Below are 24,476 nucleotides of genomic sequence, written 5' to 3'. Positions count from 1 at the left end.
CTGGCCCCGCACCGCCTCAGGCGTATTTCTTCTGGATCTCGTCCGAGATGTTCTGCGGCACGGCCTCGTAATGGTCGAACTGCATCGTGAACACCGCCCGGCCCGACGACATCGAGCGCAGGTTGTTGATGTAGCCGAACATGTTGGCCAGCGGCACCATCGCGTCGATGACGTTGGCGTTGCCGCGGGTGTCCTGGCCGCGGACCATGCCGCGCCGCGAGGTCAGGTCGCCGATGATCGACCCGGTGTATTCCTCGGGCGTCACCACCTCGACCTTCATGATCGGCTCGAGCAGCTTCGCGCCGGCCTTCTTGAGGCCTTCGCGCATCGCGGCCCGCGAGGCGATCTCGAACGCCAGCACCGACGAGTCGACGTCGTGGAAGGCACCGTCGATCAGCGCCACCTTGAAGTCGATCACCGGGAAGCCTGCCAGCGGGCCCGAGTCCATGACGGACTTGATGCCCTTCTCGACGCCCGGAACGTATTCCTTGGGCACCGCGCCGCCGACGATCTTCGATTCGAACGAGTAGCCCTCGCCCGGCTCGGTGGGATCGATCTGCAGCTTGACGCGGGCGAACTGGCCCGTGCCGCCGGTCTGCTTCTTGTGAGTGTAGTCGATCTCGGCCGGTTGCGAGATGGTCTCGCGGTAGGCCACCTGCGGCGCACCGATGTTCGCCTCGACCTTGAACTCGCGCTTCATCCGGTCGACGAGGATGTCGAGGTGAAGTTCGCCCATGCCCTTCATGATCGTCTGGCCCGACTCGAGGTCGGTCTCGACGCGGAAGGACGGGTCTTCGGCAGCCAGGCGCTGAAGGGCGAGGCCCATCTTCTCCTGGTCGGCCTTCGACTTTGGCTCGACGGCGATCTCGATCACCGGCTCGGGGAAGGTCATGGTCTCGAGGACCACGGGCTTCGCCGGATCGCAGAGCGTGTCACCGGTGGTGGTCTCTTTCAGACCGGCCAGCGCGATGATGTCGCCCGCGAACGCCTCTTCGATTTCCTCGCGGTTGATGGCGTGCATCACCATCATCCGGCCGACGCGCTCGCGCTTGCCCTTGGTCGAGTTCATCATCTGGTCGCCCTTCTTCAGCGCGCCCGAGTAGATGCGCGTGAAGGTCAGCGAGCCGACGAAGGGGTCGTTCATGATCTTGAACGCCAGCGCCGAGAACGGCGCCGCATCATCGGCCTCGCGGGCGATGTTGCGCTCTTCGGTCTCGTCGTCCGGCGAGAAGCCCATCAGCGTCGGCACGTCGGTCGGCGCCGGCAGATAGTCGATGACCGCGTTCAGCAGGGGCTGCACGCCCTTGTTCTTGAACGCCGAACCCGCGAGCACCGGGAAGAACGACATCGACAGCGTGCCCTGACGGATCAGCTTGCGCAGGGTCGCCTCGTCGGGCTCGTTGCCCTCGAGGTACTGCTCCATCGCGTCGTCGTCCATCTCGACGGCCAGCTCGATCATCTTGCCGCGCCATTCGTCGGCCAGATCCTGCAGCTCGGCCCGGATCGGCTGGCGGATCCACGAGGCGCCGACGTCGTCGCCCTTCCAGATCCACTCTTCCATCTTCACGAGGTCGATGATGCCTTCCAGCGTGTCCTCGGCGCCGATCGGCAGGGCCACCGGGCAGGGGGTACCGCCGGTGCGGTCCTTGATCATCGTGACGCACTTGAAGAAGTCCGCGCCGATCTTGTCCATCTTGTTGACGAACACGATCCGCGGAACCTTGTAGCGGTCAGCCTGGCGCCAGACGGTTTCCGTCTGCGGCTCGACGCCGGCATTGCCGTCGAGCAGGCAGATCGCGCCGTCGAGCACGGCCAGCGAGCGCTCCACCTCGATGGTGAAGTCGACGTGGCCGGGGGTGTCGATGATGTTCAGCTTGTTGCGGGCCGACTCGTCGGCCGTGAACTCGGTGTCCTCATGGCGCTGCCAGAAGGTCGTGGTCGCGGCCGAGGTGATGGTGATGCCGCGCTCGGCTTCCTGCTCCATCCAGTCCATGGTCGAGGCGCCGTCATGCGTCTCGCCCATTTTGTGGTTCTTGCCGGTGTAGAACAGGATGCGCTCGGTCATCGTGGTCTTGCCGGCATCGATGTGGGCCATGATGCCGAAGTTGCGGTACCGCTGCAGCGGATATTCGCGTGCCATGATGGCTCCTTACCAGCGATAGTGGCTGAACGCCTTGTTGGCGTCGGCCATCTTGTGGGTGTCTTCGCGCTTCTTCACCGCGGTGCCGCGGTTGTTCACCGCGTCGGCCAGCTCGCCCGCCAGGCGCTCTTCCATGGTGTTCTCGTTGCGCTTCTTGGCAGCGTCGATCAGCCAGCGGATGCCGAGCGCCTCGCGGCGGATCGGACGGACTTCGACCGGCACCTGGTAGGTGGCGCCGCCGACCCGGCGCGAGCGGACCTCGACCGAGGGCTTCACGTTGTCGAGGGCTTCGTGGAAGACCTCGATCGGCTCGCGCTTGAGGCGGCCCTGAACGCGGTCGAGCGCGTTGTAGACGATCTTCTCGGCGACGGATTTCTTGCCGTCCACCATCAGGTTGTTCATGAATTTGGTCAGCACGCGATCGCCATACTTGGCGTCGGGCAGGACTTCGCGCTTTTCAGCGGCGTGACGACGGGACATCTCTCAAACCCTCACTTCGGACGCTTGGCGCCGTATTTCGAACGACGCTGACGACGATCTTTGACGCCCTGGGTGTCCAGAACGCCGCGCAGGATGTGGTAACGCACACCCGGAAGGTCTTTCACCCGGCCGCCGCGGATCAGCACGACGCTGTGTTCCTGGAGGTTGTGCTTTTCACCCGGAATGTAGCTGATGACCTCGAACCCGTTGGTCAGGCGCACCTTGGCGACTTTCCGCATGGCCGAGTTCGGCTTCTTCGGGGTGGTGGTATAGACGCGCGTGCAGACGCCGCGCTTCTGAGGGTTTCCTTGCAGGTGCTGCGACTTGGAGCGCTGCACCTTCGGCTGCCGCGGATTGCGGATCAGCTGCTGGATCGTCGGCATTCGGTTCCCCGTCCTGCGTTTGCGATACTCGCGCCCGGGCATGGCGCGCCACTTCTCGACAGCGCCTCGCGCCCATCGCGAAACGCCAAACCCATCCGGCCCCGGCGAGGCGGGGTAGGACGGGGCGAAACTCCAGAAGGATCGGGGCGCGCGGCCCCGGATCGTGACCGAGGGGGCGACGCCCGCGCGGTTCTGGCCCCCGGCGCTTTCGCGCAGGGGTGCGGGGGCTATAGGTCGAATCGTCGTCCCTGTCAACGTGAGGGTCAGGCGGGGTGAGGGTCAGGCGGGCCCGCCGCCCTCGCCCGCGGCGAGCGCCCGGCGCAGGCCGGGCAGGTCGATGCGGAACCGCCGCTTCATCAGCGCCGCCGGATCGTGGGGCGGGCTGGCCCAGGGGTAGTTCGGCCCCGGCGCGCCCGAGTCGTTGTCGGCGTGGAGGGTGCGCACGAACATCGGCCGGTCGTGGACCGCGACTCCGTTCATGTGGTGCCCGAGCCGCCAGTGCTCGAAGTCGATGGCCGAGCCGGGGTCGCCCGCCCTGACCCAGGTCACCAGCGCCACCCCCGTGGAGTGGACATGGCGCGGCAGCACCTCGACCCTAGCCCCGTCGGCGCGCAGGATCAGGCCCTTGGCATAGTCGCAGGACGCCCGCCCGTCGCGGTTCAGCATCGGGCGCACCAGCCGCAGGTCGCGCCGGGCGCTGGCCACGAAATCCACCGCCACGGCGTCGTCGTCGTCGTGCTTGACGTAGCCCACCACCTCAGCCTGCGGGTCGAGATGCGGCGCGAGCGCCCGGGCGCAGGCGGTGCGGTGATGGTCCATCGGCGGGACGGCCTCGACCACGATCTGCGGGGTCGCGGCGCTGAGCGCCCGCAGCCGCGTGAGGTAGGGCTCGGGCAGGTCCGGCCCGGTCATCACCACCAGCCGGAAGTCGGGGTCGGTCTGCGCCTGCCACGCCGGCAGCGCCACCCGCTCGAACCAGAACCAGCGCCGGGCGAGCCGCGCGGGGTCATAGAGAAACGCCCGCCGTGCCGCGAGCGAGCCATGCTCGACCTGGAACCCCCGGCCGCCGAGATAAGAGAACCGGCAGAGCGCGAGGATCTGCGCCCGCATCACCCGGCCCCCTGCCGCAGCTGCGCCTCGCGCCAGATCGAATAGATGCCGGCCGCCACCACCAGCGCCGAGCCGGCCCAGGTCCAGCCGTCGGGCCAGTCCCCGAACACGACCACGCCCAACAGGATCGCAAACAGCAGCGAGGTATAGCGGAACGGCGAAACGAACCCGACCTCGCCCACCCGCATCACGGCCACCGCGGTCTGGTAGCCGATGGTCAGGAAGCCGGTGGCGATGGCGAGCCCTGCCCACTCGAGCCCGGTGGGCCAGCGCCACGGCGCCTCGGACGGCAGCAGCGGCGCGAACAGCGTGACGCTGAGCGCGGCGGAAAAGGCGATGGTGCTGGTGCGGATCGCGGGCGAGACGCCGCGCGTGGTGATCTCGCGCACCACGATCAGCAGCACCGAGCCGAGGGCGACGAGCGACCAGACGCTGAAGGCGCTCGTGTCCGGCCGCAGGATCATCAGCACGCCGAGCAGGCCCACCCCCACGGCCGTGAGCCGCCGCCACCCCAGCCGCTCGCGGAACACCACCGCCGCGGCGAGCATTACCAAAAGCGGCAGCGACTGCATGATCGCCGACAGGTCCCCGAGCGCGAGATGCTGCAGGGCGAGGAGGTAGAGCACGGTCGATCCCACCTCGGCCACCGCCCGCCAACCGAGCAACCAGCGGTCGCGGGGGCGGTGCGGCCACCAGTCGATGCCCCCGTCGCGCTGCGCCATCACCCCCAGGATCAGGCAGACGGCGAGGCCGCGGATCAGCACCGCCTGAGGCAGCGGCAGGGTCTGGGTCACGTATTTGATCGCCGCGTCGTTGCAGACGAAGGCCGCCATCGACAGCACCATGAGCGCCGCCCCGCGCAGTTTGTCGCCGTCGCGGGTCCGGGCCGGCGGCTCGGACCGCGGCTTGACACGGCGGTTCACGGAGAGAAGGGGCGTGCGCATCGGACCTGGTGGGGCGGAGAGGCTTTCCCAGCGACTACCCCGGCGCGAGACCGGGGGGAAGGGCGGCGGGCGGCCCGTCCCGCTGGGCGGGATTGCCGGGCGCGCCCGGCAGCGTTGCGCCGGTGGCTCCGGGGTTTTGGGTATTTGGGCCAGAAAGAAGCCCTTGCGCGGCGGTGGACGGGGGCGCTCGTTTGTGGCGGTCAAACGAAGCCAATCGCGGTCGTGAGCGGATCGCCGGCCGGCAGCGCTGCGCTCCGCCTCGGGCGGTTTCCACACCCCCGCCGAAGTTCCCGGCTTGCACCACCGCGCCCGGACCAACCGCCCCCCCCAACGCAAAAGGCCCGGCGTTGCCGCCGGGCCCTCTGTTCGCATCAGCGCGCGATCATTCCTCGGGCGAGGTGATGATCTCTTCCGCGTGCTCGATCGGCGTCACCTCGGCGGCCAGCGCCGCCACGGCTTCGGCCTCGGCGCGGCGCATCTCGATGACCTCGTTGTCGCGGTCCTCGGCGATGCGCTTGATCCGCGCGGTGGCCCCGCCGGTGCCGGCCGGGATCAGCCGGCCGACGATGACGTTCTCCTTCAGCCCGACGAGCTTGTCGCGCTTGCCCTGCACCGCGGCCTCGGTCAGCACCCGGGTCGTTTCCTGGAACGACGCGGCCGAGATGAAGCTGCGGGTCTGCAAGCTCGCCTTGGTGATCCCCAGCAGCACCGGTTCCCCGGTCGCCGGACGGCCGCCGCGCGCCTCGATCTTGGCGTTCTCCTCGTCGAACTCGTCGCGGTCCACGTGCTCGCCCTTGAGCAGCGTGGTGTCGCCAGAGTCGAGGATCTCGATCTTCTGCAGCATCTGGCGGACGATCACCTCGATGTGCTTGTCGTTGATCTTCACGCCCTGCAGTCGATAGACGTCCTGCACCTCGTCGATGAGATAGTCGGCCAAGGCCTCGATCCCCATGATCCGCAGGATGTCGTGCGGCGCCGGGTTGCCGTCCATGATGTAGTCACCCTTCTGCACGAAGTCGCCTTCCTGCACCGGGATGTGCTTGCCTTTCGGCACCATGTACTCGACCGGCTCGAGATCCTCGTTCGTGGGCTGCACGATGATCCGGCGCTTGTTCTTGTAGTCCTTGCCGAATTTCACCGTGCCGTCGATCTCGGCGATGATCGCGTGGTCCTTGGGACGACGCGCCTCGAAGAGTTCGGCCACCCGCGGCAGACCACCGGTGATGTCCTTGGTCCGCGCGCCTTCGCGCGGGATCCGGGCCACCACGTCGCCGGCCTTGACCTCTTGCCCGTCCTCGATCGAGAGGATCGCGTCCACCGACATCGGATAGCTGATCGGGTTGCCCTGATCGTTGCGGACCGGCTCGCCGTCCTCGCCCATGATGATGATCTCGGGCTTGAGGTCGTTGCCTTTCGGCGCCGACCGCCAGTCCGTCACGATCTTCTGGGTCATGCCGGTCGCATCGTCGGTCTCGTCGCGGACCGAGAGGCCCGAGAGAAGGTCGACGAACCGCGCCACGCCCGCCTGCTCGGCGATGATCGGCAGGGTGTAGGGGTCCCATTCGAACATCTTCTGGCCGCGCGTCACCTTGTCGCCGTCGCGGACCATGAGCTTCGAGCCGTAGAACAGCTTGTGCGTCGCCAGCGCCGTGCCCTGGTCGTTCATGACGTGCAGCTGCATCGAGCGGCTCATCACGATCAGCTCGCCCGAGGCATTCTCGAGCACCGCCTCGTTCTCGAACTTCACCGTGCCGTCCTGGTTGGCGGCGATGAACGACTGCTGGCCACCCTGGGCGATGCCGCCGATGTGGAAGGTCCGCATCGTCAGCTGGGTGCCCGGCTCACCGATCGACTGCGCGGCGATGATGCCCACCGCCTCGCCGATGTTGACCAGCGTGCCGCGGGCGAGGTCGCGCCCGTAGCACAGCGCGCAGACGCCGTCCTCGGCCTCGCAGGTCAGCGCCGAGCGGATGCGCACGGTCTGCACGCCCGCCGCCTCGATGGCGTCGGCCTTGCGTTCGTCGATCAGCTCGTTGTGGCGCACCAGCACCTCGCCCGAGCCGGGGACGAGCACGTCCTCGGCCGCGACGCGACCCAGCACCCGCTCGGAAAGCGGCGCGATGACCTCGCCATCGTTGACCGCCGCCGAGGCGGTGATCGCCCGGTCGGTGCCGCAGTCATGCTCACGGATGATGCAGTCCTGCGCCACGTCCACCAGACGCCGGGTCAGGTAACCCGAGTTCGCCGTCTTGAGCGCGGTGTCCGACAGACCCTTCCGGGCACCGTGAGTCGAGTTGAAGTACTCGAGCACGGTCAGGCCTTCCTTGAAGTTCGAGATGATCGGCGTCTCGATGATCTCGCCCGACGGCTTGGCCATCAGGCCGCGCATCCCGCCGAGCTGCTTCATCTGGCTGACCGAACCCCGGGCGCCCGAGTGGGCCATCATGTAGACCGAGTTCGGCTCGGCCTCGGCCCCGTTCTCGTCGCGCTTGCTGGACGAGATGGTGGCCATCATGGCTTCGGTCACGCGGTCGTTGCACTTCGACCAGGCGTCCACGACCTTGTTGTACTTCTCGCCCTGGGTGATGAGGCCGTCGAGGTACTGCTGCTCGAACTCCTTCACCTGGTCCTGGACTTCCTCGACGATGGTCCACTTGTTGTCCGGCACCACCATGTCGTCCTTGCCGAACGAGATGCCGGCGCGGAACGCCTCGCGGAAGCCCATGCCCATGATCTGGTCGCAGAAGATCACCGATTCCTTCTGGCCGCAGTAGCGGTAGACGGTGTCGATGACGTTCTGGACGTCCTTCTTGCGCAGCAGGCGGTTGACCAGCTCGAACGGCGCCTTGGCGTTCTTGGGCAAGAGCGCCCCGAGCCGCAGGCGGCCCGGCGTCGTCTCGACGCGGCGGATGACCTCGTTGCCGTCCTCGTCGATCTGCGGGATGCGCGCGGTGATCTTGGCGTGCAGGTGCACCTCGCCGGCGGCGAGCGCGTGCTCGACCTCATCGACCGAGCCGAAGGCCATGCCTTCGCCCTTCATCCCCTCGCGCATCATGGTGGTGTAGTAGAGACCCAGCACCATGTCCTGCGACGGCACGATGATCGGCGCGCCGTTGGCGGGCGACAGCACGTTGTTCGTGGACATCATCAGGACGCGCGCTTCCAGCTGCGCCTCGAGGCTCAGGGGCACGTGCACGGCCATCTGGTCGCCGTCGAAGTCGGCGTTGAAGGCCGAGCAGACCAGCGGGTGAAGCTGGATCGCCTTGCCTTCGATCAGGATCGGCTCGAACGCCTGGATGCCCAGGCGGTGCAGCGTCGGCGCGCGGTTCAGCAGAACCGGGTGCTCGCGGATCACCTCGTCCAGAATGTCCCAGACCTCGGGACGCTCCTTCTCGACCAGCTTCTTGGCCTGCTTGACGGTGGACGAATAGCCCTTGGCCTCGAGCCGCGAGTAGATGAACGGCTTGAACAGCTCGAGCGCCATCTTCTTGGGCAGCCCGCACTGGTGCAGCTTGAGCTCCGGGCCCGTCACGATGACCGAGCGGCCCGAAAAGTCCACGCGCTTGCCGAGCAGGTTCTGGCGGAACCGGCCCTGCTTGCCCTTGAGCATGTCCGACAGCGACTTGAGCGGGCGCTTGTTGTTGCCGGTGATGACGCGGCCGCGACGGCCGTTGTCGAACAGCGCGTCGACCGATTCCTGCAGCATCCGCTTCTCGTTGCGCACGATGATGTCGGGCGCGCGCAGCTCGATCAGCCGCTTGAGGCGGTTGTTGCGGTTGATGACCCGGCGGTAGAGGTCGTTCAGGTCCGAGGTGGCGAAGCGGCCGCCGTCCAGCGGGACCAGCGGGCGCAGTTCCGGCGGGATGACCGGGATCACGGTCAGCACCATCCACTCGGGCCGGTTGCCCGACTCGAGGAACGATTCGACGATCTTCAGCCGCTTGATGATCTTCTTCGGCTTCAGCTCGCCGGTCGCCTCCTTCAGCTCCTCGCGCAGCTGGTCGGCGGTCGCCTGCAGGTCGATGGCGGCCAGCATCTCGCGGATCGCCTCGGCGCCGATGTTGGCGGTGAAGGCGTCCACGCCGAACTGGTCCTGCGCGTCCATGAACTCTTCCTCGGTCAGCAGCTGACCGTAGGTGAGGTCCGTCAGACCCGGCTCGATGACGACGTAGTTTTCAAAGTAGAGGATGCGCTCGAGGTCGCGCAGCGTCATGTCCAGCATCAGGCCGATGCGCGACGGCAGCGACTTGAGGAACCAGATGTGGGCGACCGGGGCGGCCAGCTCGATGTGGCCCATGCGCTCGCGCCGGACCTTCTGCAGCGTCACCTCGACGCCGCATTTCTCGCAGGTCAGGCCGCGATACTTCATGCGCTTGTACTTGCCGCACAGGCACTCGTAGTCCTTGATGGGGCCGAAGATGCGCGCGCAGAACAACCCGTCACGCTCGGGCTTGAACGTGCGGTAGTTGATCGTCTCGGGCTTCTTCACCTCGCCGAAGGACCAGGCGAGGATTTCCTCGGGGCTGGCCAGCGAGATCTTGATCTCGTCGAACTGGCGCGGCGCCGGGACGGGATTGAACGGATTGGTGGAAAGTTCCTGGTTCATGTCGGATTCCTCGTGGGGACGCTGCGGGGAAGGAAAGGCGGTGCGTGGGGACCACGCACCCTACCGCGCGGTAGGGTGCGTGCTGGCACGCACCGTCACTCATCCTCCTCCGCGTCCAGCAGCTCCATGTTGAGGCCCAGACCCCGGACCTCCTTGACCAGCACGTTGAACGATTCCGGCACGCCGGCCTCGAAGTTGTCCTCGCCCTTGACAATCGACTCGTAGACCTTGGTGCGGCCGGCGACGTCGTCCGACTTGACCGTGAGCATCTCCTGCAGGGTGTAGGCGGCGCCGTAGGCTTCCAGCGCCCAGACCTCCATCTCACCCAGACGCTGACCGCCGAACTGCGCCTTGCCGCCCAGCGGCTGCTGGGTGACGAGGCTGTAGGGCCCGGTCGAACGCGCGTGCATCTTGTCGTCGACAAGGTGGTGCAGCTTCAGGATGTACTTCACCCCCACCGTCACCGGGCGGGTGAACTGCTCGCCGGTGCGGCCGTCGAAGACGATCGACTGGCCCGAGGCATCGAAGCCCGCCCGCGTCAGCGCGTCGTTGACGTCCGCCTCCTTGGCGCCGTCGAAGACCGGCGTGGCGATCGGAACCCCGCCGCGCACCGCCTCGGCGTGCTCGACCAGATCCTCGTCGGTCATGTCACCGAACTCGGACGCGAAGGTCTCGTCGCCATAGCCGATCCGCATGGCTTCCCGGACCGGGGTCAGGTCGCCCTTGTCGCGGAACTCCTGCAGCGCCTCGTCGATGCGGATGCCGAGGCCGCGCGCGGCCCAGCCCATGTGCGTCTCGAGGATCTGGCCGACGTTCATCCGCGACGGCACGCCGAGCGGGTTCAGCACCAGGTCGACCGGGGTCCCGTCGGCGAGGAAGGGCATGTCCTCCATCGGCACGACCTTGGACACGACGCCCTTGTTGCCGTGACGACCGGCCATCTTGTCCCCGGCCTGAAGCTTGCGCTTCACCGCCACAAACACCTTGACCATCTTCATCACGCCGGGGGGCAGGTCGTCGCCCTGACGGACCTTTTCGACCTTGTCGTCGAACCGGGCCTCGAGCGCCTTCTTCTGCACGTTGAACTGGTCCTGCAGCGCCTCGACCTCGCGGGCCGCGGCCTCGTCGGCCAGCGCCAGCTGGAACCACTGGCCGCGCGAGAGGCTGCCCAACAGATCGTCGTCGATCACGCTGTTGGCCTTGACGCCCTTCGGCCCCTTGACCGCGGTCTGACCCGAGATCAGCGACTTGAGGCGAGCGTAGATGTTGCGCTCGAGGATCGCCTGCTCGTCGTCGCGGTCGCGCGACAGGCGTTCGATCTCTTCACGCTCGATCTGGATCGCGCGCTCGTCCTTGTCGACGCCGTGCCGGTTGAACACCCGCACCTCGACGATCGTGCCATACGCCCCCGGCGGCAGCCGCAGCGAGGTGTCGCGCACGTCGCTCGCCTTTTCGCCGAAGATGGCGCGCAGCAGCTTTTCCTCGGGCGTCATCGGGCTTTCGCCCTTGGGGGTGATCTTGCCCACCAGGATGTCGCCCGGGCCGACCTCGGCGCCGATGTACACGATGCCGGCCTCGTCGAGGTTGCGCAGCGCCTCTTCACCCACGTTCGGGATGTCGCGGGTGATCTCTTCCGGCCCCAGCTTGGTGTCGCGGGCCGCCACTTCGTATTCGTCGATGTGGATCGAGGTGAACACGTCGTCGCGGTGGATCCGTTCCGAGATCAGGATCGAGTCCTCGTAGTTGTAGCCGTTCCACGGCATGAACGCGACGACCACGTTCCGGCCGATGGCGAGCTCGCCCTGGTCGGTCGAGGGACCGTCGGCGATCACCTGGCCCTTCTGGACCTTGTCACCGACCTTGATCAGCGGCCGCTGGTTGATGGTCGAGGACTGGTTCGAGCGCTTGAACTTGCGCAGGCGATAGATGTCCACGCCCGCGTCGCCGGCGCCGAGATCCTCGGTCGCGCGGACGACGATCCGGCTCGCGTCCACCTGGTCGATCACGCCCCCGCGGCGGGCCATGATGGCCGCGCCCGAGTCGCGCGCGACCGTCGCTTCCATCCCGGTGCCGACGAACGGCGCCTCGGCCCGCAGCAGCGGAACCGCCTGACGCTGCATGTTCGACCCCATCAGCGCGCGGTTGGCGTCATCGTTCTCGAGGAACGGGATCAGCGCCGCGGCGACCGAGACGAGCTGCTTCGGCGACACGTCGATCATGTCGATCGCATCGACCGGGTTCAGGGTGAAGTCGCCGGCCTGCCGGGTCGAGATCAGCTCCTGGGTGAAGCGGCCCTCGTCGTCCAGCTCGGCGTTCGCCTGGGCGATGGTGTGGCGCATCTCCTCGGTGGCCGAGATGTACTGCACCTCGTCGGTCACCTTGCCGTCGACCACCTTGCGGTAGGGGGTCTCGATGAAGCCGTACTTGTTCACCCGCGCATAGGTGGCGAGCGAGTTGATCAGGCCGATGTTCTGGCCTTCCGGCGTCTCGATCGGGCACATCCGGCCGTAGTGGGTCGGGTGAACGTCGCGGACCTCGAAGCCCGCGCGCTCACGGGTCAGACCGCCCGGCCCGAGCGCCGAGAGGCGGCGCTTGTGCGTCACTTCCGACAGCGGGTTGGTCTGGTCCATGAACTGGCTGAGCTGCGACGAGCCGAAGAACTCGCGCACCGCGGCGGCCGCGGGCTTGGCGTTGATCAGGTCCTGCGGCATCACGGTGTCGATCTCGACGCCCGACATCCGCTCGCGGATCGCCCGCTCCATCCGCAGCAGGCCGATGCGGTACTGGTTCTCCATCAGCTCGCCGACCGAGCGCACCCGGCGGTTGCCGAGGTGGTCGATGTCGTCGATCTCGCCCTTGCCGTCGCGCAGTTCCACCAGCCCGCGGACGCAGGCGATGATGTCCTCGTGGCGCAGGGTGCGCTGGGTGTCCGGCGCATCGAGGTCGAGGCGCATGTTCATCTTGACCCGGCCCACGGCGGACAGGTCATAGCGCTCGCTGTCGAAGAACAGCGAGTTGAACAGCACGCTGGCCGCCTCGACGGTCGGCGGCTCGCCCGGGCGCATGACCCGGTAGATGTCCATGAGCGCGCCGTCGCGGTTCATGTTCTTGTCGGCCGCCATGGTGTTGCGGATGTAGGGGCCGACGTTGACGTGGTCGATGTCCAGCACCGGAATGTCGGTGATGTTGTTGTCGAGCAGCGTCTTGAGCGTCCCGCCGGTCAGCTCGGTGCCGTCCTTGGAATACTCCGCGGTGATCTCGTCGCCGGCTTCGGCGTAGATCAGGCCGGTCTCTTCGTTGATGATGTCATGGGCGACGTAGCGGCCCACGATCCGCTCGAACGGGACGAGCAGGTTAGTGACCTCGCCCGACTCCAGCAGCTTCTTGACCAGCCGCGGGGTGACCTTGTCGCCGGCCTTGGTGATGACCTCGCCGGTGTCGGCGTTGACCAGGTCATAGCTCGGCCGGGTGCCGCGCACGCGCTCGGGGAAGAACCGCGTGACCCAGGCGCCAGCCTCGCCCTTCTTGCCCTTCTTGAGCTTGTAGGTGACCGTCTCGTAGAACGACGACATGATCGCGTCCTGGTCCATGCCGAGCGCATAGAGCAGCGTCGTCACCGGCAGCTTGCGGCGCCGGTCGATGCGCGCGAACACGAGGTCCTTGGCGTCGAACTCGAAGTCGAGCCACGAGCCGCGATAGGGGATGATCCGGCACGCGAACAGCAGCTTGCCCGAGGAATGGGTCTTGCCGCGGTCGTGGTCGAAGAACACGCCCGGCGAGCGGTGCATCTGGCTGACGACGACCCGCTCGGTCCCGTTCACGATGAACGTGCCGTTCTGCGTCATCAGGGGCATGTCGCCCATGTAGACGTCCTGCTCCTTGATGTCCTTGACGGCGCGGGTGCCCGAGTTCTCGTCGACATCGAACACGATCAGGCGCAGCGTCACCTTGAGCGGCGCGGCATAGGTCATGTCGCGCTGCTGGCACTCGTCGACGTCGTATTTCGGCTTCTCGAGCTCGTATTTCACGAACTCGAGCGTCGCGGTCTCGTTGAAATCCTTGATCGGGAACACCGACTGGAACACCCCCTGGATGCCCTCGCCGTCGTTGTGGCCGGTGCCTTCGCCCGAGTTGAGGAACAGGTCGTAGGACGCCTTCTGAACCTCGATGAGGTTCGGCATCTCAAGAACTTCGCGAATGTTGCCGTAATAGCGCCGGATGCGCTTCTGACCGACGTAAGCTTGCGCCATGAGGTCCAAATGCCTTTCGTCATCGCGCGCGGGGGATCGTCGGGGCCCGATCCGCGGCGCGCTTGCGAACATCAGGGGGTGCGGCTCAATTCGTGCCGGGCGTCCCACCGCCCCGCTCCCGAACCGCGAACTCGCCCTGAGGGAAACTCGACGCCCCTAGATGGGCACTGATCGAGCGTCCTTCAAGACGGGTTCGGCAGGGACCGGGAAAACCCGGACCCTGCCTGCGAAAAGCGCAATCCCGTGGGGGATTACTTCAGCTCGACCTTGGCGCCAGCCGCTTCGAGCTTCTTCTTCATTTCTTCGGCGTCGGCTTTCGAGGCACCCTCTTTCACCTTGCCGCCGGCTTCGACCAGGTCCTTGGCCTCTTTCAGGCCCAGACCGGTGATGCCGCGCACTTCCTTGATCACGTTGATCTTGTTGGCGCCGGCGTCGGTCAGGACGACGTCGAATTCGGTTTTCTCTTCCTCGGCGGGGGCGGCAGCGCCCGCGGCCGGGCCGGCCATCATGACGGCGCCACCGGCGGCCGGCTCGATGCCGTATTCGTCCTTCAGGATGGTCTTCAGTTCCTGCGCTTCCAGCAGGGTCAGACCAACGATTTGTTCGGCGAGTTGCTTCAGATCAGCCATTGTTCCGTTCTTTCCAGATGTTGTTCCAACGTCGCGGCATCATGCCGCCCGACGGGACGGGATTGCCTCAGGCAGCCTCACGCTCTTCGAGCGTGGTGAGGATGCCCGCGATGTTGCTGGCAGGTGCGCCGATCGCGCCCGCGATGTTCGAAGCAGGGGCGCCGATGGCGGCCACGATCGAAGCGATGAGCTCCTCGCGCGACGGCATCTGGGCCACGGCTTTCACACCGGCCGGGTCAAGGGCCGCGCCGCCCATCGCCCCGCCAAGGATCACGAACTTGTCGTTCGACTTGGCATAGGCGTCCGCAACCTTGGCCGCAGCCACGGGGTCGTCGGAGAAAGCGAGCACGGTCATGCCCGTCAGGTAGTCGGCGATCGAAGCCGCCGGCTTCCCTTCCAGGGCGATCTTGGCGAGCCTGTTCTTGGCAACGCGGACAGCACCCCCCGCCTCGCGCATCTGCGCGCGCAGGGTCTGCATTTCGGCAACCGTCATCCCCTCGTAGCGGGCAACCACCACGACGCCAGAGCTTTCAAAGATCTGGCCGAGTTCCTCGACCACCTGTTCTTTTTGGGCTCTATCCACGGTTCACTCCACATTGGGGGTTTCCCCCCGGCTCTCTTGTCCATGCCGCCAACCGGCGGCACGGGCGGGTCCGCACACGATGGACCCGAGATCGCCCGAAAGGTGGAACCTCACGGAATAACTCGAACTTCCATCTCGGGAAGGACTTAGCGGCGCCAGGCGCCCGCCCTCCGTCTCGGACAGACACCCCGAATCGCTGATCCGGGGTGAAGCCGGCCTGATACTAAGACCAGGACCGGATGGCAAGGGCGGCCGGGCCGGACGCAGGGTCGCGCCCGGTGCCGGCCGCCCGGGTTGGGCTCAGGCCTGGGTGGCCGAGGTCAGGTCCAGCGACACGCCCGGACCCATGGTCGAGCTGATCGAGACCTTCTTGAGATAGGTGCCCTTGGCCCCCGACGGCTTGGCGCGGTTCACCGCCTCGACGAAGGCGCGGATGTTCTGCGCCAGCTTCTCGGGCTCGAACGAGGCCTTGCCGACGCCGGCGTGCACGACGCCCGCCTTCTCGGCCTTGAACTGGACCTCACCGCCCTTGGCGGCCTCGACGGCCGTCTTGACGTCCATGGTGACGGTGCCGACCTTGGGGTTCGGCATCAGGTTGCGCGGCCCGAGGATCTTCCCCAGCCGGCCGACCAGCGGCATCATGTCCGGCGTGGCGATGACCCGGTCGAAGTCCAGGTTGCCGCCCTGGATGCTTTCCACCAGATCCTCGGCGCCCACGACCTCGGCGCCGGCGGCCTTGGCCTCGTCAGCCTTCGGACCACGGGCGAACACGGCGACGCGGACGTCCTTGCCGGTGCCGTTGGGCAGCTGGACCACGCCGCGGACCATCTGGTCGGCGTGGCGCGGGTCGACGCCCAGGTTCATCGCGATCTCGACCGTCTCGTCGAACTTGGCGGTGGCGTTGGCCTTGACCAGCGCGATCGCCTCTTCGACGGGCAGGTAGGTCTTGCCCTCGAAGGCGGCGCGGGCGGCGGCTTTCTTCTTTGCGATCTTGGCCATCTGGATCAGCCCTTCACTTCGATGCCGATGGAGCGGGCCGAGCCGAGGACGATCTGCATCGCGGCCTCGATGTCGTTGGCCGACAGGTCCTTCATCTTGGCTTCGGCGATCTCGCGGACCTGCTTGGCGGTCACGGTGCCGGCGGTCGCACGGCCGGGCTTTTCCGAGCCCTTGGCGCGGTTGCGCTTGCCGACCGGCTTCAGCCCCGCGGCCTTCTTGAGCAGGAACGACGCCGGCGGCGTCTTGGTCTCGAAGGTGAACGACTTGTCCGCGTAGTAGGTGATGACGACCGGCGTCGGCGCGCCCGGCTCCATCTCCTGCGTGCGGGCGTTGAACGCCTTGCAGAATTCCATGATGTTGATCCCGCGCTGACCCAGCGCCGGACCGACGGGCGGGGAGGGGTTCGCCTGACCCGCCTTGATTTGCAGCTTGAGGCTGCCGACGACTTTCTTGGCCATCTGGCCTTCTCCTTTTCATCACGCCCCGCGAGGGGCCGATATAGCGGTGCGGCTCACGCCTCCCGCCGTGCCATCACGCGGTCTTGGCGACCTGCGTGAATTCCAGCTCGACCGGCGTCGGCCGGCCGAAGATCGAGACGGTGACCTTGATGCGGCTCGACACGTCGTCGACCTCTTCGACCATGCCCGAGAAGCCCTCGAACGGGCCGTCGGTCACGTTGACCTTCTCGCCGACCTCGAAGCGGATCAGGTTGCGCGGCGCCACCTCGGCCCCGCCCTGCCCGCTGCGGCTCAGCATCGCGTTCACCTCGTCGTCGCGCATCGGCATCGGCTTGCCCTGCGCGCCGAGGAACCCGGTGACGCGGTTGATCGAGTTCACCAGGTGATAGGTCTTGTCCGAGAGGTCCATGTGGACCAGCACGTAGCCCGGCATGAAGCGCCGCTCGGACGTCACCTTCTTGCCGCGGCGGATCTCGATCACGTCCTCGGTCGGGACCACGACCTCGTCGATTTCATCCTCGAGGCCCTTTTCGGCCACCGCCTGCCGGATCGCCTCGGCGACCTTCTTTTCAAAGTTCGACAGGACGCTGACCGAATACCACCGCTTTGCCATCGCCTGAGACGTCCCCTGCTGTTCTGATTCGCGCCACCCTCGTGCGGCGCATGGCCCGAAAACTCAAACGGCGCGCATACCGAATCGATGCACGCCGATCTGCCGGGCAAGGTCGGGCGGACATATCGCCGCCCCGTCCGGATTGCAAGCCGCCACGCGCCGGGCACGGACGCCCGGCGGACGCGCGATCAGCTGACCGCCTGCAGCACCATCGTCAGGCCGCCGCGGATCAGCAGGTCCACGACGAAGAAGAACAGGCTGAACACCGTCGCCATGATGAACACCATGATCGTGGTGGTCGTCACCTCGCGGCGGTTCGGCCAGATGATCTTGGCCGCCTCGGCGCGCACCTGGCTGATGAACTGGGTCGGGCTGGCCATCTCGGCTCCTTCGGGCTGCAGCGGTGCAGATAGGCCCCCGGCCCCGCAAAGGCAAGGCCGGAGGGGCGGGAGGCTGGGAGCGGGGCGTTTGGGTCTGGGCGACCTGCGTGGGGGACAATGCGGCGATGCCGGGCACCCTTTCGTCCCCTTGCTTTGGTTACCGTGCCAGCTCTGGGGCCTGGCTCGTCTCGGCATCGGCGGGAATCGTCAGCACCGCCTCGGCCTACGCCTCCGCGGCCGACCCAACCCGGCTCACACCGGCGCCAGCACCCCGGCGAGTGCGTCGGCCAGCGAGGTTCCCTCGAGCCGCGCGGCGGTCGCGTCGCGCACGGCGATCAGCACCGGCCGGATCTCGCAGGTCTCGATCGAGCGGCAGTCGGGACAGGGCCGGAACGCGGTCTGGCTGGCGCAGGGCGCGAGCGCGAGCGGTCCGTCGATCGCCCGCAGCACCTCGGCAAAGCTGATCTCGGCCGCGGGCTTGGCAAGCACGTAGCCGCCCGACGGCCCGCGCTTGCCGACCACCAGCGCCCGCGCCTTGAGTTGCGCCATGATCTGTTCGAGGAACTTGCGCGGAATCGCCTCGGCCTGGGCAATCTCGGCGGCCGTGGTGCTGCCGGTCTGGCGCGCCAGATACAGCATCGCGTGCAGGGCGTGGCGGGACCGCTGGGAAAGCATCCCTAGGCTGTAGGCCCCTCGCCTCTTCCGTGCAAGGCGCTGAGCGGGCGGGGCGGTTGGGGCGGGCGAGCCGTGCCGGCGGTCGCGCCTTCAGCTGCGCGTCGACCACCGCGCGGTGTGAAGTCGTCGCGCCAAGCCTGAGCCTTGGTCTAGAGGCGCCCCACGTTGATCGCTAACGCGCCGCGTCCGGCCGCGGGCCGCGAGGCGATTTCGGTTGAGGGGCGCGAGACACCCTTGGTCGCCTCGGGCTCGCACCGGGCGCCCTTCTTCCTCTTCCATTGCAGATGGCTGGGGCCGATACCCTCCCGGCGGTCCGTTTCAGCGGCTGTGGACTGGAGTGGCCGTGCCGCAGGCGCAGGCGCTGCGAGGTGGAGGTGCATCGGCAGGGATAATGGCCTGCCCCTGCTCTCACCCGCGGCGTCGCCCGCCGCCTAGCGCCTCCGGCGCAGAACCGGCTGTTCCGTCAGAAACAGCGCTGCACGTCGTGTTTTCCTCCATCAGGCCCTGACATTCTCGCCCGGCGGTTCTCGGGTTCGCGCAGGAGCAGTGCGACCGCGGAGTGATCTCGCCGACCGATCCCGGCGAACTCAGCCTCCCCGTTAGCCCACCTCCGCCCCGCTCGACACCGCCCCCGTGACCGCCCCGGTTCGGCCGTTCCCTCGCCTCACCCCCCGGACTGGCGCCCCGATCACTTCGACCCCGTCGAGTCCCGCGAGGCGGGCGAGGTCCTCGGCATGGGCCGCGGCCACGCGCGCCACCGCCGCGGGCGGCGCGAATTGCGGCGGAGGGGCTCCGCGGCGGCGCGGGAACTGCGCCTTGGCGGCACGTGCCACCTCGGCGAGGTCGGCGTCGGGGTCGCTCTCGCGGCGGCGGCGGATCTCGTCCCAGGCCTCCTGCGAGAGGCCGACGATGGCGCGCCGCGGGTTGGGCGCGCGCGCCGCCAGCGCCTCGGGCAGCATCGCGCGCAGCACCTCGGGCCGGGCGCGCGGATAGTCCTCGTGGCGCCACACGACCAGCCGCGCCACACCGCGCACCGACAGCAGTCGCTCGGCGAGGCCAGACCACGACAGCGCCGCCGGGTCGAAGCCCCCGATGTAGTCCGCAAACTCGGTCTCGTGCCCGCCCACGACCTGCATCGAAAAGGCCGAGCCGAGAAACGACAGCGGATCGCGCACCGAAAGGCAGACCACCGCCGGCCGCCGCCGCGCGATGTTGCAGAGGCGGTCCATCCGCCGCTCGGCCTCGGGATAGATCAGCCCGCCGTCGCCCATCAGCGCCCCCCGCCGCAGCGAGCCGAGGGCGTTCTCCTCGGACAGCAGCAGCGTTGGCCAGACCTCGGCCGCGCGGTCCATCCAGCGCCGCCACGGCCCGCGCCGCCGCGCCGCCTTCGGGCCGTTGTCGAGCGACAGGTCAAGCCGGCCCGATCCCCGCCGCAAGGTGACGGGGTCGAGATACAGGATGCCCTCGCGGACCATCGCCCCGGTCAGGGCACGCAGCGTCTGTTGCAGGTGGGTGCTGGCCGTCTTGTGCGCGCCGATGTGGAGGGTGAGGGCCATGCGGCGCACTCCTCTGGGCGGCTGGCCCCCGGGCGGTTGACCGCCGGGCGACTGGCAGGGGTTGGGGGACTCGAACCCACGACCCTCGGTTTTGGAGACCGATGCTCTACCAACTGAGCTAAACCCCTAGGCCGGGCCTCCGATTACGGCATGACCGCCCGCAGCGCAAGGGCCGAGCGACGACCGCGACGACTCGACCTGCCCGACCCCTCCACTGCCGCGCGACGTTAGTCAGCGCCGGAAGCGGATGTTGCACTTCTTGCGGGCGTTGGCCTGCTCGATCGCCTGCATCTCGCCCTTGAGGCGCGCCACCTCGGCCGCCCCGGCGCCGTCGCCCTTCATCATGAACAGCGCCGGCCAGAACAGCACCGTGGCCACCCCGACGGCCACGGCATCGTCGTTGGCCTTCTTGTCCTGCGCCGCGCTCGCCTGCGCGGCCCGGTTGGCGACCGTCTGCGCCTCTTCGGCAAGCTGCGGACAGGAGAGATTCGCATACATCCCGGGCGAGACATAGCTGGCACCGATCTGGTCGGACTTGTCGGCACAGGCGGCGAGCGCCGCGCAACAGGCCATCACGCCTGCGGCGCGGGGAAGACGAGAAAACACCGGACATACTCCCTGATTGATCCGCCGCCGGTTATGGCAACGAACCATGAACATCCGCTTAACTGGCCCCAGGGCTCAGCGCGGAAGTTCCAGAGGGTTTTATCGACCGCCGTTCAGGTGGCCGCCGAAGTCAGGGGCGCGCCGGCCGCCTCGTCGCCCTCGACATCCGCCGCCAGGAACCCGCCCGACTGCCGCGCCCACAGCCGCGCATAAAGCCCGCCCTGCGCCAGCAGCTCGGCGTGCGTGCCCTGCTCGACGATCCGCCCGGCATCCATCACCACCAGCCGGTCCATCGCCGCAATGGTCGAGAGCCGGTGGGCGATGGCTATCACCGTCTTGCCGGCCATCAGCCGCTCGAGCTGGGTCTGGATCGCGGCCTCGACCTCGCTGTCGAGCGCGCTCGTCGCCTCGTCCAGCACGAGGATCGGCGCGTTCTTCAGCGCCACGCGGGCGATGGCGATGCGCTGGCGCTGGCCGCCCGAGAGTTTCACACCGCGCTCGCCGACATGGGCCTCGAACCCCCGCCGCCCCTCGCTGTCGGCAAGGCCGGGGATGAACCCCAGCGCCTCGGCCGAGCCGGCGGCGTCGGCGATCTCGGCCTCGGTCGCCTCGGGGCGGCCATAGGCGATGTTGTCGCCGACCGAGCGGTGCAGCAGGCTCGAATCCTGCGTCACCACCCCGATCGCCGCCCGCAGACTGTCCTGCGTCACCTGCGAGACATCCTGACCGTCGATCAGGATGCGCCCCGATTCGACGTCGTGGAACCGCAGCAGCAGGTTCACGAGCGTGGACTTGCCCGCCCCCGAGCGCCCGACCAGCCCGATCCGCTCGCCCGGACGGATGTCGAGCGTCAGCCGGTCGAGCACCGCCATCGGCCGCGCCGCCGGGTCGGCGTCGTAACGGAAGGTGACGTCCTCGAACCGCACCGCCCCCGCGGTCACCGACAGCGGCCGCGCGCCGGGCGCGTCGGTGATGATCCGCGGCAGGGCGAGGCTGCCGATCCCGTCGCGCACCGTGCCGACGTTCTCGAAGAGGGCCGCGAACTCCCAGATGATCCAGTGGCTCATGTTGTTGAGCCGCATCGCCAGCGGCACCGCCACGGCCACCGCGCCGATGGCGACGTCGCCGCGGCTCCACAGCCAGAGGCTCAGCCCGGTGACCGAGCCGACGAGCGCGGCGTTGAGCAGGTTCAGGGTGATGTCCTGCGCGGCCGCGATCCGCATCTGCCGGTGCACGGTGCCGAGGAACTGGTCCATCGACTGCCTGGCGTGCGCCTCTTCCCGCGCGGCGTGGCTGAAGAGCTTGACGGTGGCGATGTTGGTGTAGGCGTCGACGATGCGCCCGGTCATGCCGGCCCGCGCCCCGGCCTGCGCCTCGGCCGCGCGCCCGAGCCGCGGGATCACCAGCCGCAGAAGCGTCGCATATCCCAGCGCCCAGGCCACGAAGGGCAGCGCCAGCCGCCAGTCCTGCTGTGCGGCGACCACCAGCGCGCCGGTGAAATAGACCAGCACGTAGACGGCGACGTCCATCACCTTCATCGCCACCTCGCGCACGGCGAGGGCGGTCTGCATCAGCCGCGTGGCGATCCGCCCGGCGAACTCGTCCTGGAAGAACCCGACCGACTGGCGCAGCAGATAGCGGTGCGCCTGCCAGCGGATGCGCTGGGGAAAATTGCCGAGCAGCGTCTGGTGCATCAGCAGGGCAGAGAAGATGTTCAGCGCCGGCAGGATCACCAGCAGCAGCACCGCCATGCGCATGAGCCGCGGGCCCTCGGCGGCCCAGAAGGCGTCGGGCCCGGTCTCGGACAGCCGGTTCACCAGGTCGCCGAGATAGCCGAACAGCACCACCTCGCCGGCCGCGATCAGCCCCGATCCGATCGCCAGCAGCACCAGCCACGGCAGCGCGCCGCGGGAATAATGCAGGACAAACGCCACGAGGCCCCGCGGCGGCATCTGCGGCGGGTCGTGCGGATAGGGGTCAAGCTGGCGCTCGAACCAGGCAAACATCGCGTTCCCCTTGCAGACCGGACCCCGGACGGGTCGCCCCCGGGGCGGCGAAAGTCAAGCCGACCGGGGGACCGGACGGAACGCGCGGCCCGGCCGCGGGTTGGGTGCCCGGACACGCCCCCTGCGGCAGGGGGTACTCAGGGAAAGGACTTCACGATGGCTGCGATCAAGAACCTCAAGGACCTCTATCTCGACGGCGTCAAGGACCTGTACTCGGCCTGCAAGCAGGCGGTGCCGGTCACCGAAGAGCTGGCGGCGGCGGCGAAGAACGCCGACCTCAAGCAGGCGCTCGAGGCGTCGGCCAAGGGCACCCGCGACGGCATGGCGCAGATGGAGAAGCTGGCCAAGTCGCACGGCGAGGACGCCTCGGGCGAGCATTGCAAGGGGATGGAGGGGCTGGTGACCGAGGCCCGCAAGCACGCGCTCGAGGCCGAGTTCGCCGATGACGAGGTGCAGGACGCAGCGATCATCGCGCAGTACCAGCGCCTCGCCCATTACGCCATCACGGGCTACGGCACGCTGAAGGCGTGGGCCAAGCGGCTCGACCTCGCCGAGGATGCCAAGGTGCTGGATGAGTGCACCGCCTCGACCTACGAGGGTGACGAGGACATGACCAAGATCGCGGTCAAGGGTGGGGTCAACAAGGCCGCGCTGTAAGGGTTTTGTCGGTCAACCGGGGACGGGCGCCTGCGAGGGCGCCCGTTTCTCGTTGCGGCGGACGGACCGTCGCTCAGGCGCAGAGGCGCACGGCGTTCGCCTCATGACGCCGCACCATCTGCCGGGCCTTGTGGCCGGTTGCAAAGGGACGCGCTGCGGCGGGCGGCGCAACACAGTCTCCCGCCCCCCCGGCGAAGGCCGGGAACAGCGCCGCGAACTCCGCCAGTGCCGCGGGTGAGAGCGCCCGCAGCCCCTCGGGGCCGAGATAGAAGGACTCGGTCTCGGCCCCGTTCGAGGTCAGGATCTCGTGGCGGTCGAAGACCAGATGGAAGTAGGTCACCCCGTTCAGGTCCGAGGCGACAGAGATGCCCGGGTGACCGAGCAGTTGATGCGCGGCCACCAGCACCTCGTCCGCGTCGAACATCCGCCGCGCGATGCGCGAACGCACCAGCACCCGATGCTGCGGTGAGAGGACCAGATCCTGAGACGGCATCCCCTGCCCCAGCGCGCCCTTGCCGATGCGGATCGGCTGCAAGGCCGGGGTGCGGCGCAGCTGCCCCGGGCTGACCGCCGCCACCAGCGCCAGCCGCAGCGGGACGAGGCCGTGGTCGCGGGTCTGCACGAGATCGCCGGGCTTGAGCGTCTCAACCGCCCGCGCGCCGCGGTCGGTCAACAGCAGGGTCCCGGCTGCGAAGCACGGGGTCAGCGACGCGGGGAAGAACGGATGGAAGTGGCTCGTGCCGCCCTTGTATTCGGCGGTGAAGGTCGGGACGGTGACCGGCTCGAGGGTGATGAGATAGGCATTCCGGCTCGACTCGATCCCGCGCCCGTCCACGGCAAAGGCAACCGTCGGATCGGGGTTGGTCACGCCGTTGGCAGTGTAGTCCACGTCGAAGGTGCCGAGATAGCCCGCGTTGGTGCTGAGGTTGAAGCTGCTGTTGTACTGGTGGAGCGCGATCCGCAGTTCGTCGCCGTCGACCTGGTTCGGCGCGCCATCCGCCTCGTCGATGATCACGAGATCGTAGCCCGTCGGGTGGGTGGCGTTGAATTCGGCCTGGGTGCCGAACCACACATCCACCCTGGTCGAGGTCTGCGTGGTCCATGTCGTGGTGGTGCCGTTGGGTCGGGTGATGTGGGTGAGGTACCAGGTGACTTCGATGGCCATGTCGCACGCTCCAGCCGCGGTCTGAGACACACTCATCAAATGATGTGCGCCGTGTGACGTAGCGTCAAAAGCTGTTAATGGTCGCCGGAGGCGCAGGAGCATTTTGCAACTTGGCCGGGCAAACCTGACCGGGTGGGTCGCGGCGGCGGCAACCCGAAGTTGCAGTCGGACTGAGGCGCAAGATTGCGCGGGCACGTGTGGCCCGACACGGAGGCCGAATCATGCGCCGAGGGCGA

General features: G+C 67.9%; 19 protein-coding genes and 1 tRNA gene. 1 reads left to right on the top strand and 19 read right to left on the bottom strand.

The window, feature by feature from the left end; translation table 11 throughout:
• Nucleotides 1-16 precede the first annotated feature (16 nt).
• The 18 genes from fusA to HGN31_RS09330 all read right to left on the bottom strand — a co-directional run bounded on the left by fusA (nt 17) and on the right by HGN31_RS09330 (nt 22,418).
• Complete coding sequence (gene fusA, locus HGN31_RS09415; RefSeq protein ID WP_036703026.1) at nt 17-2,140, bottom strand: elongation factor G; 2,124 nt, start codon at nt 2,138-2,140, stop codon at nt 17-19.
• A gap of 9 nt (nt 2,141-2,149) precedes the next feature.
• On the bottom strand, nt 2,150-2,620 hold the full coding sequence (gene rpsG / locus HGN31_RS09410) for a 30S ribosomal protein S7 (protein ID WP_036703027.1): 471 nt from the start codon (nt 2,618-2,620) through the stop codon (nt 2,150-2,152).
• Between the two features lie 11 nt (nt 2,621-2,631).
• Nucleotides 2,632-3,003 (bottom strand): 30S ribosomal protein S12, encoded by a 372-nt coding sequence (gene rpsL / locus HGN31_RS09405; protein ID WP_036707536.1) that lies wholly within the window; start codon nt 3,001-3,003, stop codon nt 2,632-2,634.
• 279 nt (nt 3,004-3,282) lie between these two features.
• A complete protein-coding gene (locus HGN31_RS09400) occupies nt 3,283-4,113 on the bottom strand; it encodes a glycosyltransferase (protein WP_244960959.1) in 831 nt (276 codons plus the stop codon).
• Entirely contained in the window at nt 4,113-5,057 is a 945-nt protein-coding gene (locus tag HGN31_RS09395; RefSeq protein ID WP_168783024.1) for a DMT family transporter, read from the bottom strand. Before HGN31_RS09395 ends, HGN31_RS09400 begins: the two co-directional genes overlap by 1 nt.
• A gap of 382 nt (nt 5,058-5,439) precedes the next feature.
• A complete protein-coding gene (gene rpoC / locus HGN31_RS09390) occupies nt 5,440-9,663 on the bottom strand; it encodes a DNA-directed RNA polymerase subunit beta' (protein ID WP_168783023.1) in 4,224 nt (1,407 codons plus the stop codon).
• 95 nt (nt 9,664-9,758) lie between these two features.
• On the bottom strand, nt 9,759-13,913 hold the full coding sequence (gene rpoB, locus HGN31_RS09385; RefSeq protein ID WP_036732065.1) for a DNA-directed RNA polymerase subunit beta: 4,155 nt from the start codon (nt 13,911-13,913) through the stop codon (nt 9,759-9,761).
• A gap of 251 nt (nt 13,914-14,164) precedes the next feature.
• Nucleotides 14,165-14,542: a 50S ribosomal protein L7/L12 gene (gene rplL, locus HGN31_RS09380; RefSeq protein WP_036703039.1), complete on the bottom strand. Its 378-nt coding sequence runs from the start codon at nt 14,540-14,542 to the stop codon at nt 14,165-14,167.
• A 67-nt stretch (nt 14,543-14,609) separates the two neighbouring features.
• Complete coding sequence (gene rplJ / locus HGN31_RS09375; RefSeq protein WP_036703043.1) at nt 14,610-15,125, bottom strand: 50S ribosomal protein L10; 516 nt, start codon at nt 15,123-15,125, stop codon at nt 14,610-14,612.
• Nucleotides 15,126-15,425: 300 nt separating this feature from the next.
• Nucleotides 15,426-16,124 (bottom strand): 50S ribosomal protein L1, encoded by a 699-nt coding sequence (gene rplA / locus HGN31_RS09370; RefSeq protein WP_036703045.1) that lies wholly within the window; start codon nt 16,122-16,124, stop codon nt 15,426-15,428.
• 5 nt (nt 16,125-16,129) lie between these two features.
• A complete protein-coding gene (rplK, locus tag HGN31_RS09365) occupies nt 16,130-16,582 on the bottom strand; it encodes a 50S ribosomal protein L11 (protein WP_036703046.1) in 453 nt (150 codons plus the stop codon).
• A gap of 73 nt (nt 16,583-16,655) precedes the next feature.
• Nucleotides 16,656-17,195 (bottom strand): transcription termination/antitermination protein NusG, encoded by a 540-nt coding sequence (gene nusG, locus HGN31_RS09360; RefSeq protein ID WP_036703047.1) that lies wholly within the window; start codon nt 17,193-17,195, stop codon nt 16,656-16,658.
• 188 nt (nt 17,196-17,383) lie between these two features.
• A complete protein-coding gene (secE, locus tag HGN31_RS09355; protein ID WP_036703048.1) occupies nt 17,384-17,575 on the bottom strand; it encodes a preprotein translocase subunit SecE in 192 nt (63 codons plus the stop codon).
• 252 nt (nt 17,576-17,827) lie between these two features.
• On the bottom strand, nt 17,828-18,250 hold the full coding sequence (locus HGN31_RS09350) for an RrF2 family transcriptional regulator (RefSeq protein WP_036703049.1): 423 nt from the start codon (nt 18,248-18,250) through the stop codon (nt 17,828-17,830).
• 599 nt (nt 18,251-18,849) lie between these two features.
• Nucleotides 18,850-19,806: a hypothetical protein gene (locus HGN31_RS09345; protein ID WP_168783022.1), complete on the bottom strand. Its 957-nt coding sequence runs from the start codon at nt 19,804-19,806 to the stop codon at nt 18,850-18,852.
• 52 nt (nt 19,807-19,858) lie between these two features.
• Nucleotides 19,859-19,934 (bottom strand) — tRNA-Trp (locus tag HGN31_RS09340).
• A gap of 103 nt (nt 19,935-20,037) precedes the next feature.
• Nucleotides 20,038-20,412, bottom strand: a complete 375-nt coding sequence (locus tag HGN31_RS09335; protein ID WP_211096280.1) for a hypothetical protein — start codon at nt 20,410-20,412, stop codon at nt 20,038-20,040.
• A gap of 113 nt (nt 20,413-20,525) precedes the next feature.
• Nucleotides 20,526-22,418: an ABC transporter ATP-binding protein gene (locus tag HGN31_RS09330; protein ID WP_168783021.1), complete on the bottom strand. Its 1,893-nt coding sequence runs from the start codon at nt 22,416-22,418 to the stop codon at nt 20,526-20,528.
• A gap of 156 nt (nt 22,419-22,574) precedes the next feature.
• On the opposite strand from HGN31_RS09330, the gene HGN31_RS09325 reads away from it, so the two are divergent.
• Entirely contained in the window at nt 22,575-23,075 is a 501-nt protein-coding gene (locus HGN31_RS09325) for a DUF892 family protein (protein WP_036704681.1), read from the top strand.
• 73 nt (nt 23,076-23,148) lie between these two features.
• Here HGN31_RS09325 and HGN31_RS09320 read toward each other — a convergent pair whose 3' ends face one another.
• Nucleotides 23,149-24,240, bottom strand: coding sequence for a Hint domain-containing protein (locus HGN31_RS09320; RefSeq protein ID WP_168783020.1), 1,092 nt, complete (start codon nt 24,238-24,240; stop codon nt 23,149-23,151).
• Between the last annotated feature and the right edge of the window lie 236 nt (nt 24,241-24,476).

This window comes from Paracoccus sanguinis (assembly GCF_012689545.1).
Lineage (GTDB): Bacteria > Pseudomonadota > Alphaproteobacteria > Rhodobacterales > Rhodobacteraceae > Paracoccus > Paracoccus panacisoli.
This window is presented reverse-complemented; position numbering and strand designations above follow the sequence as displayed.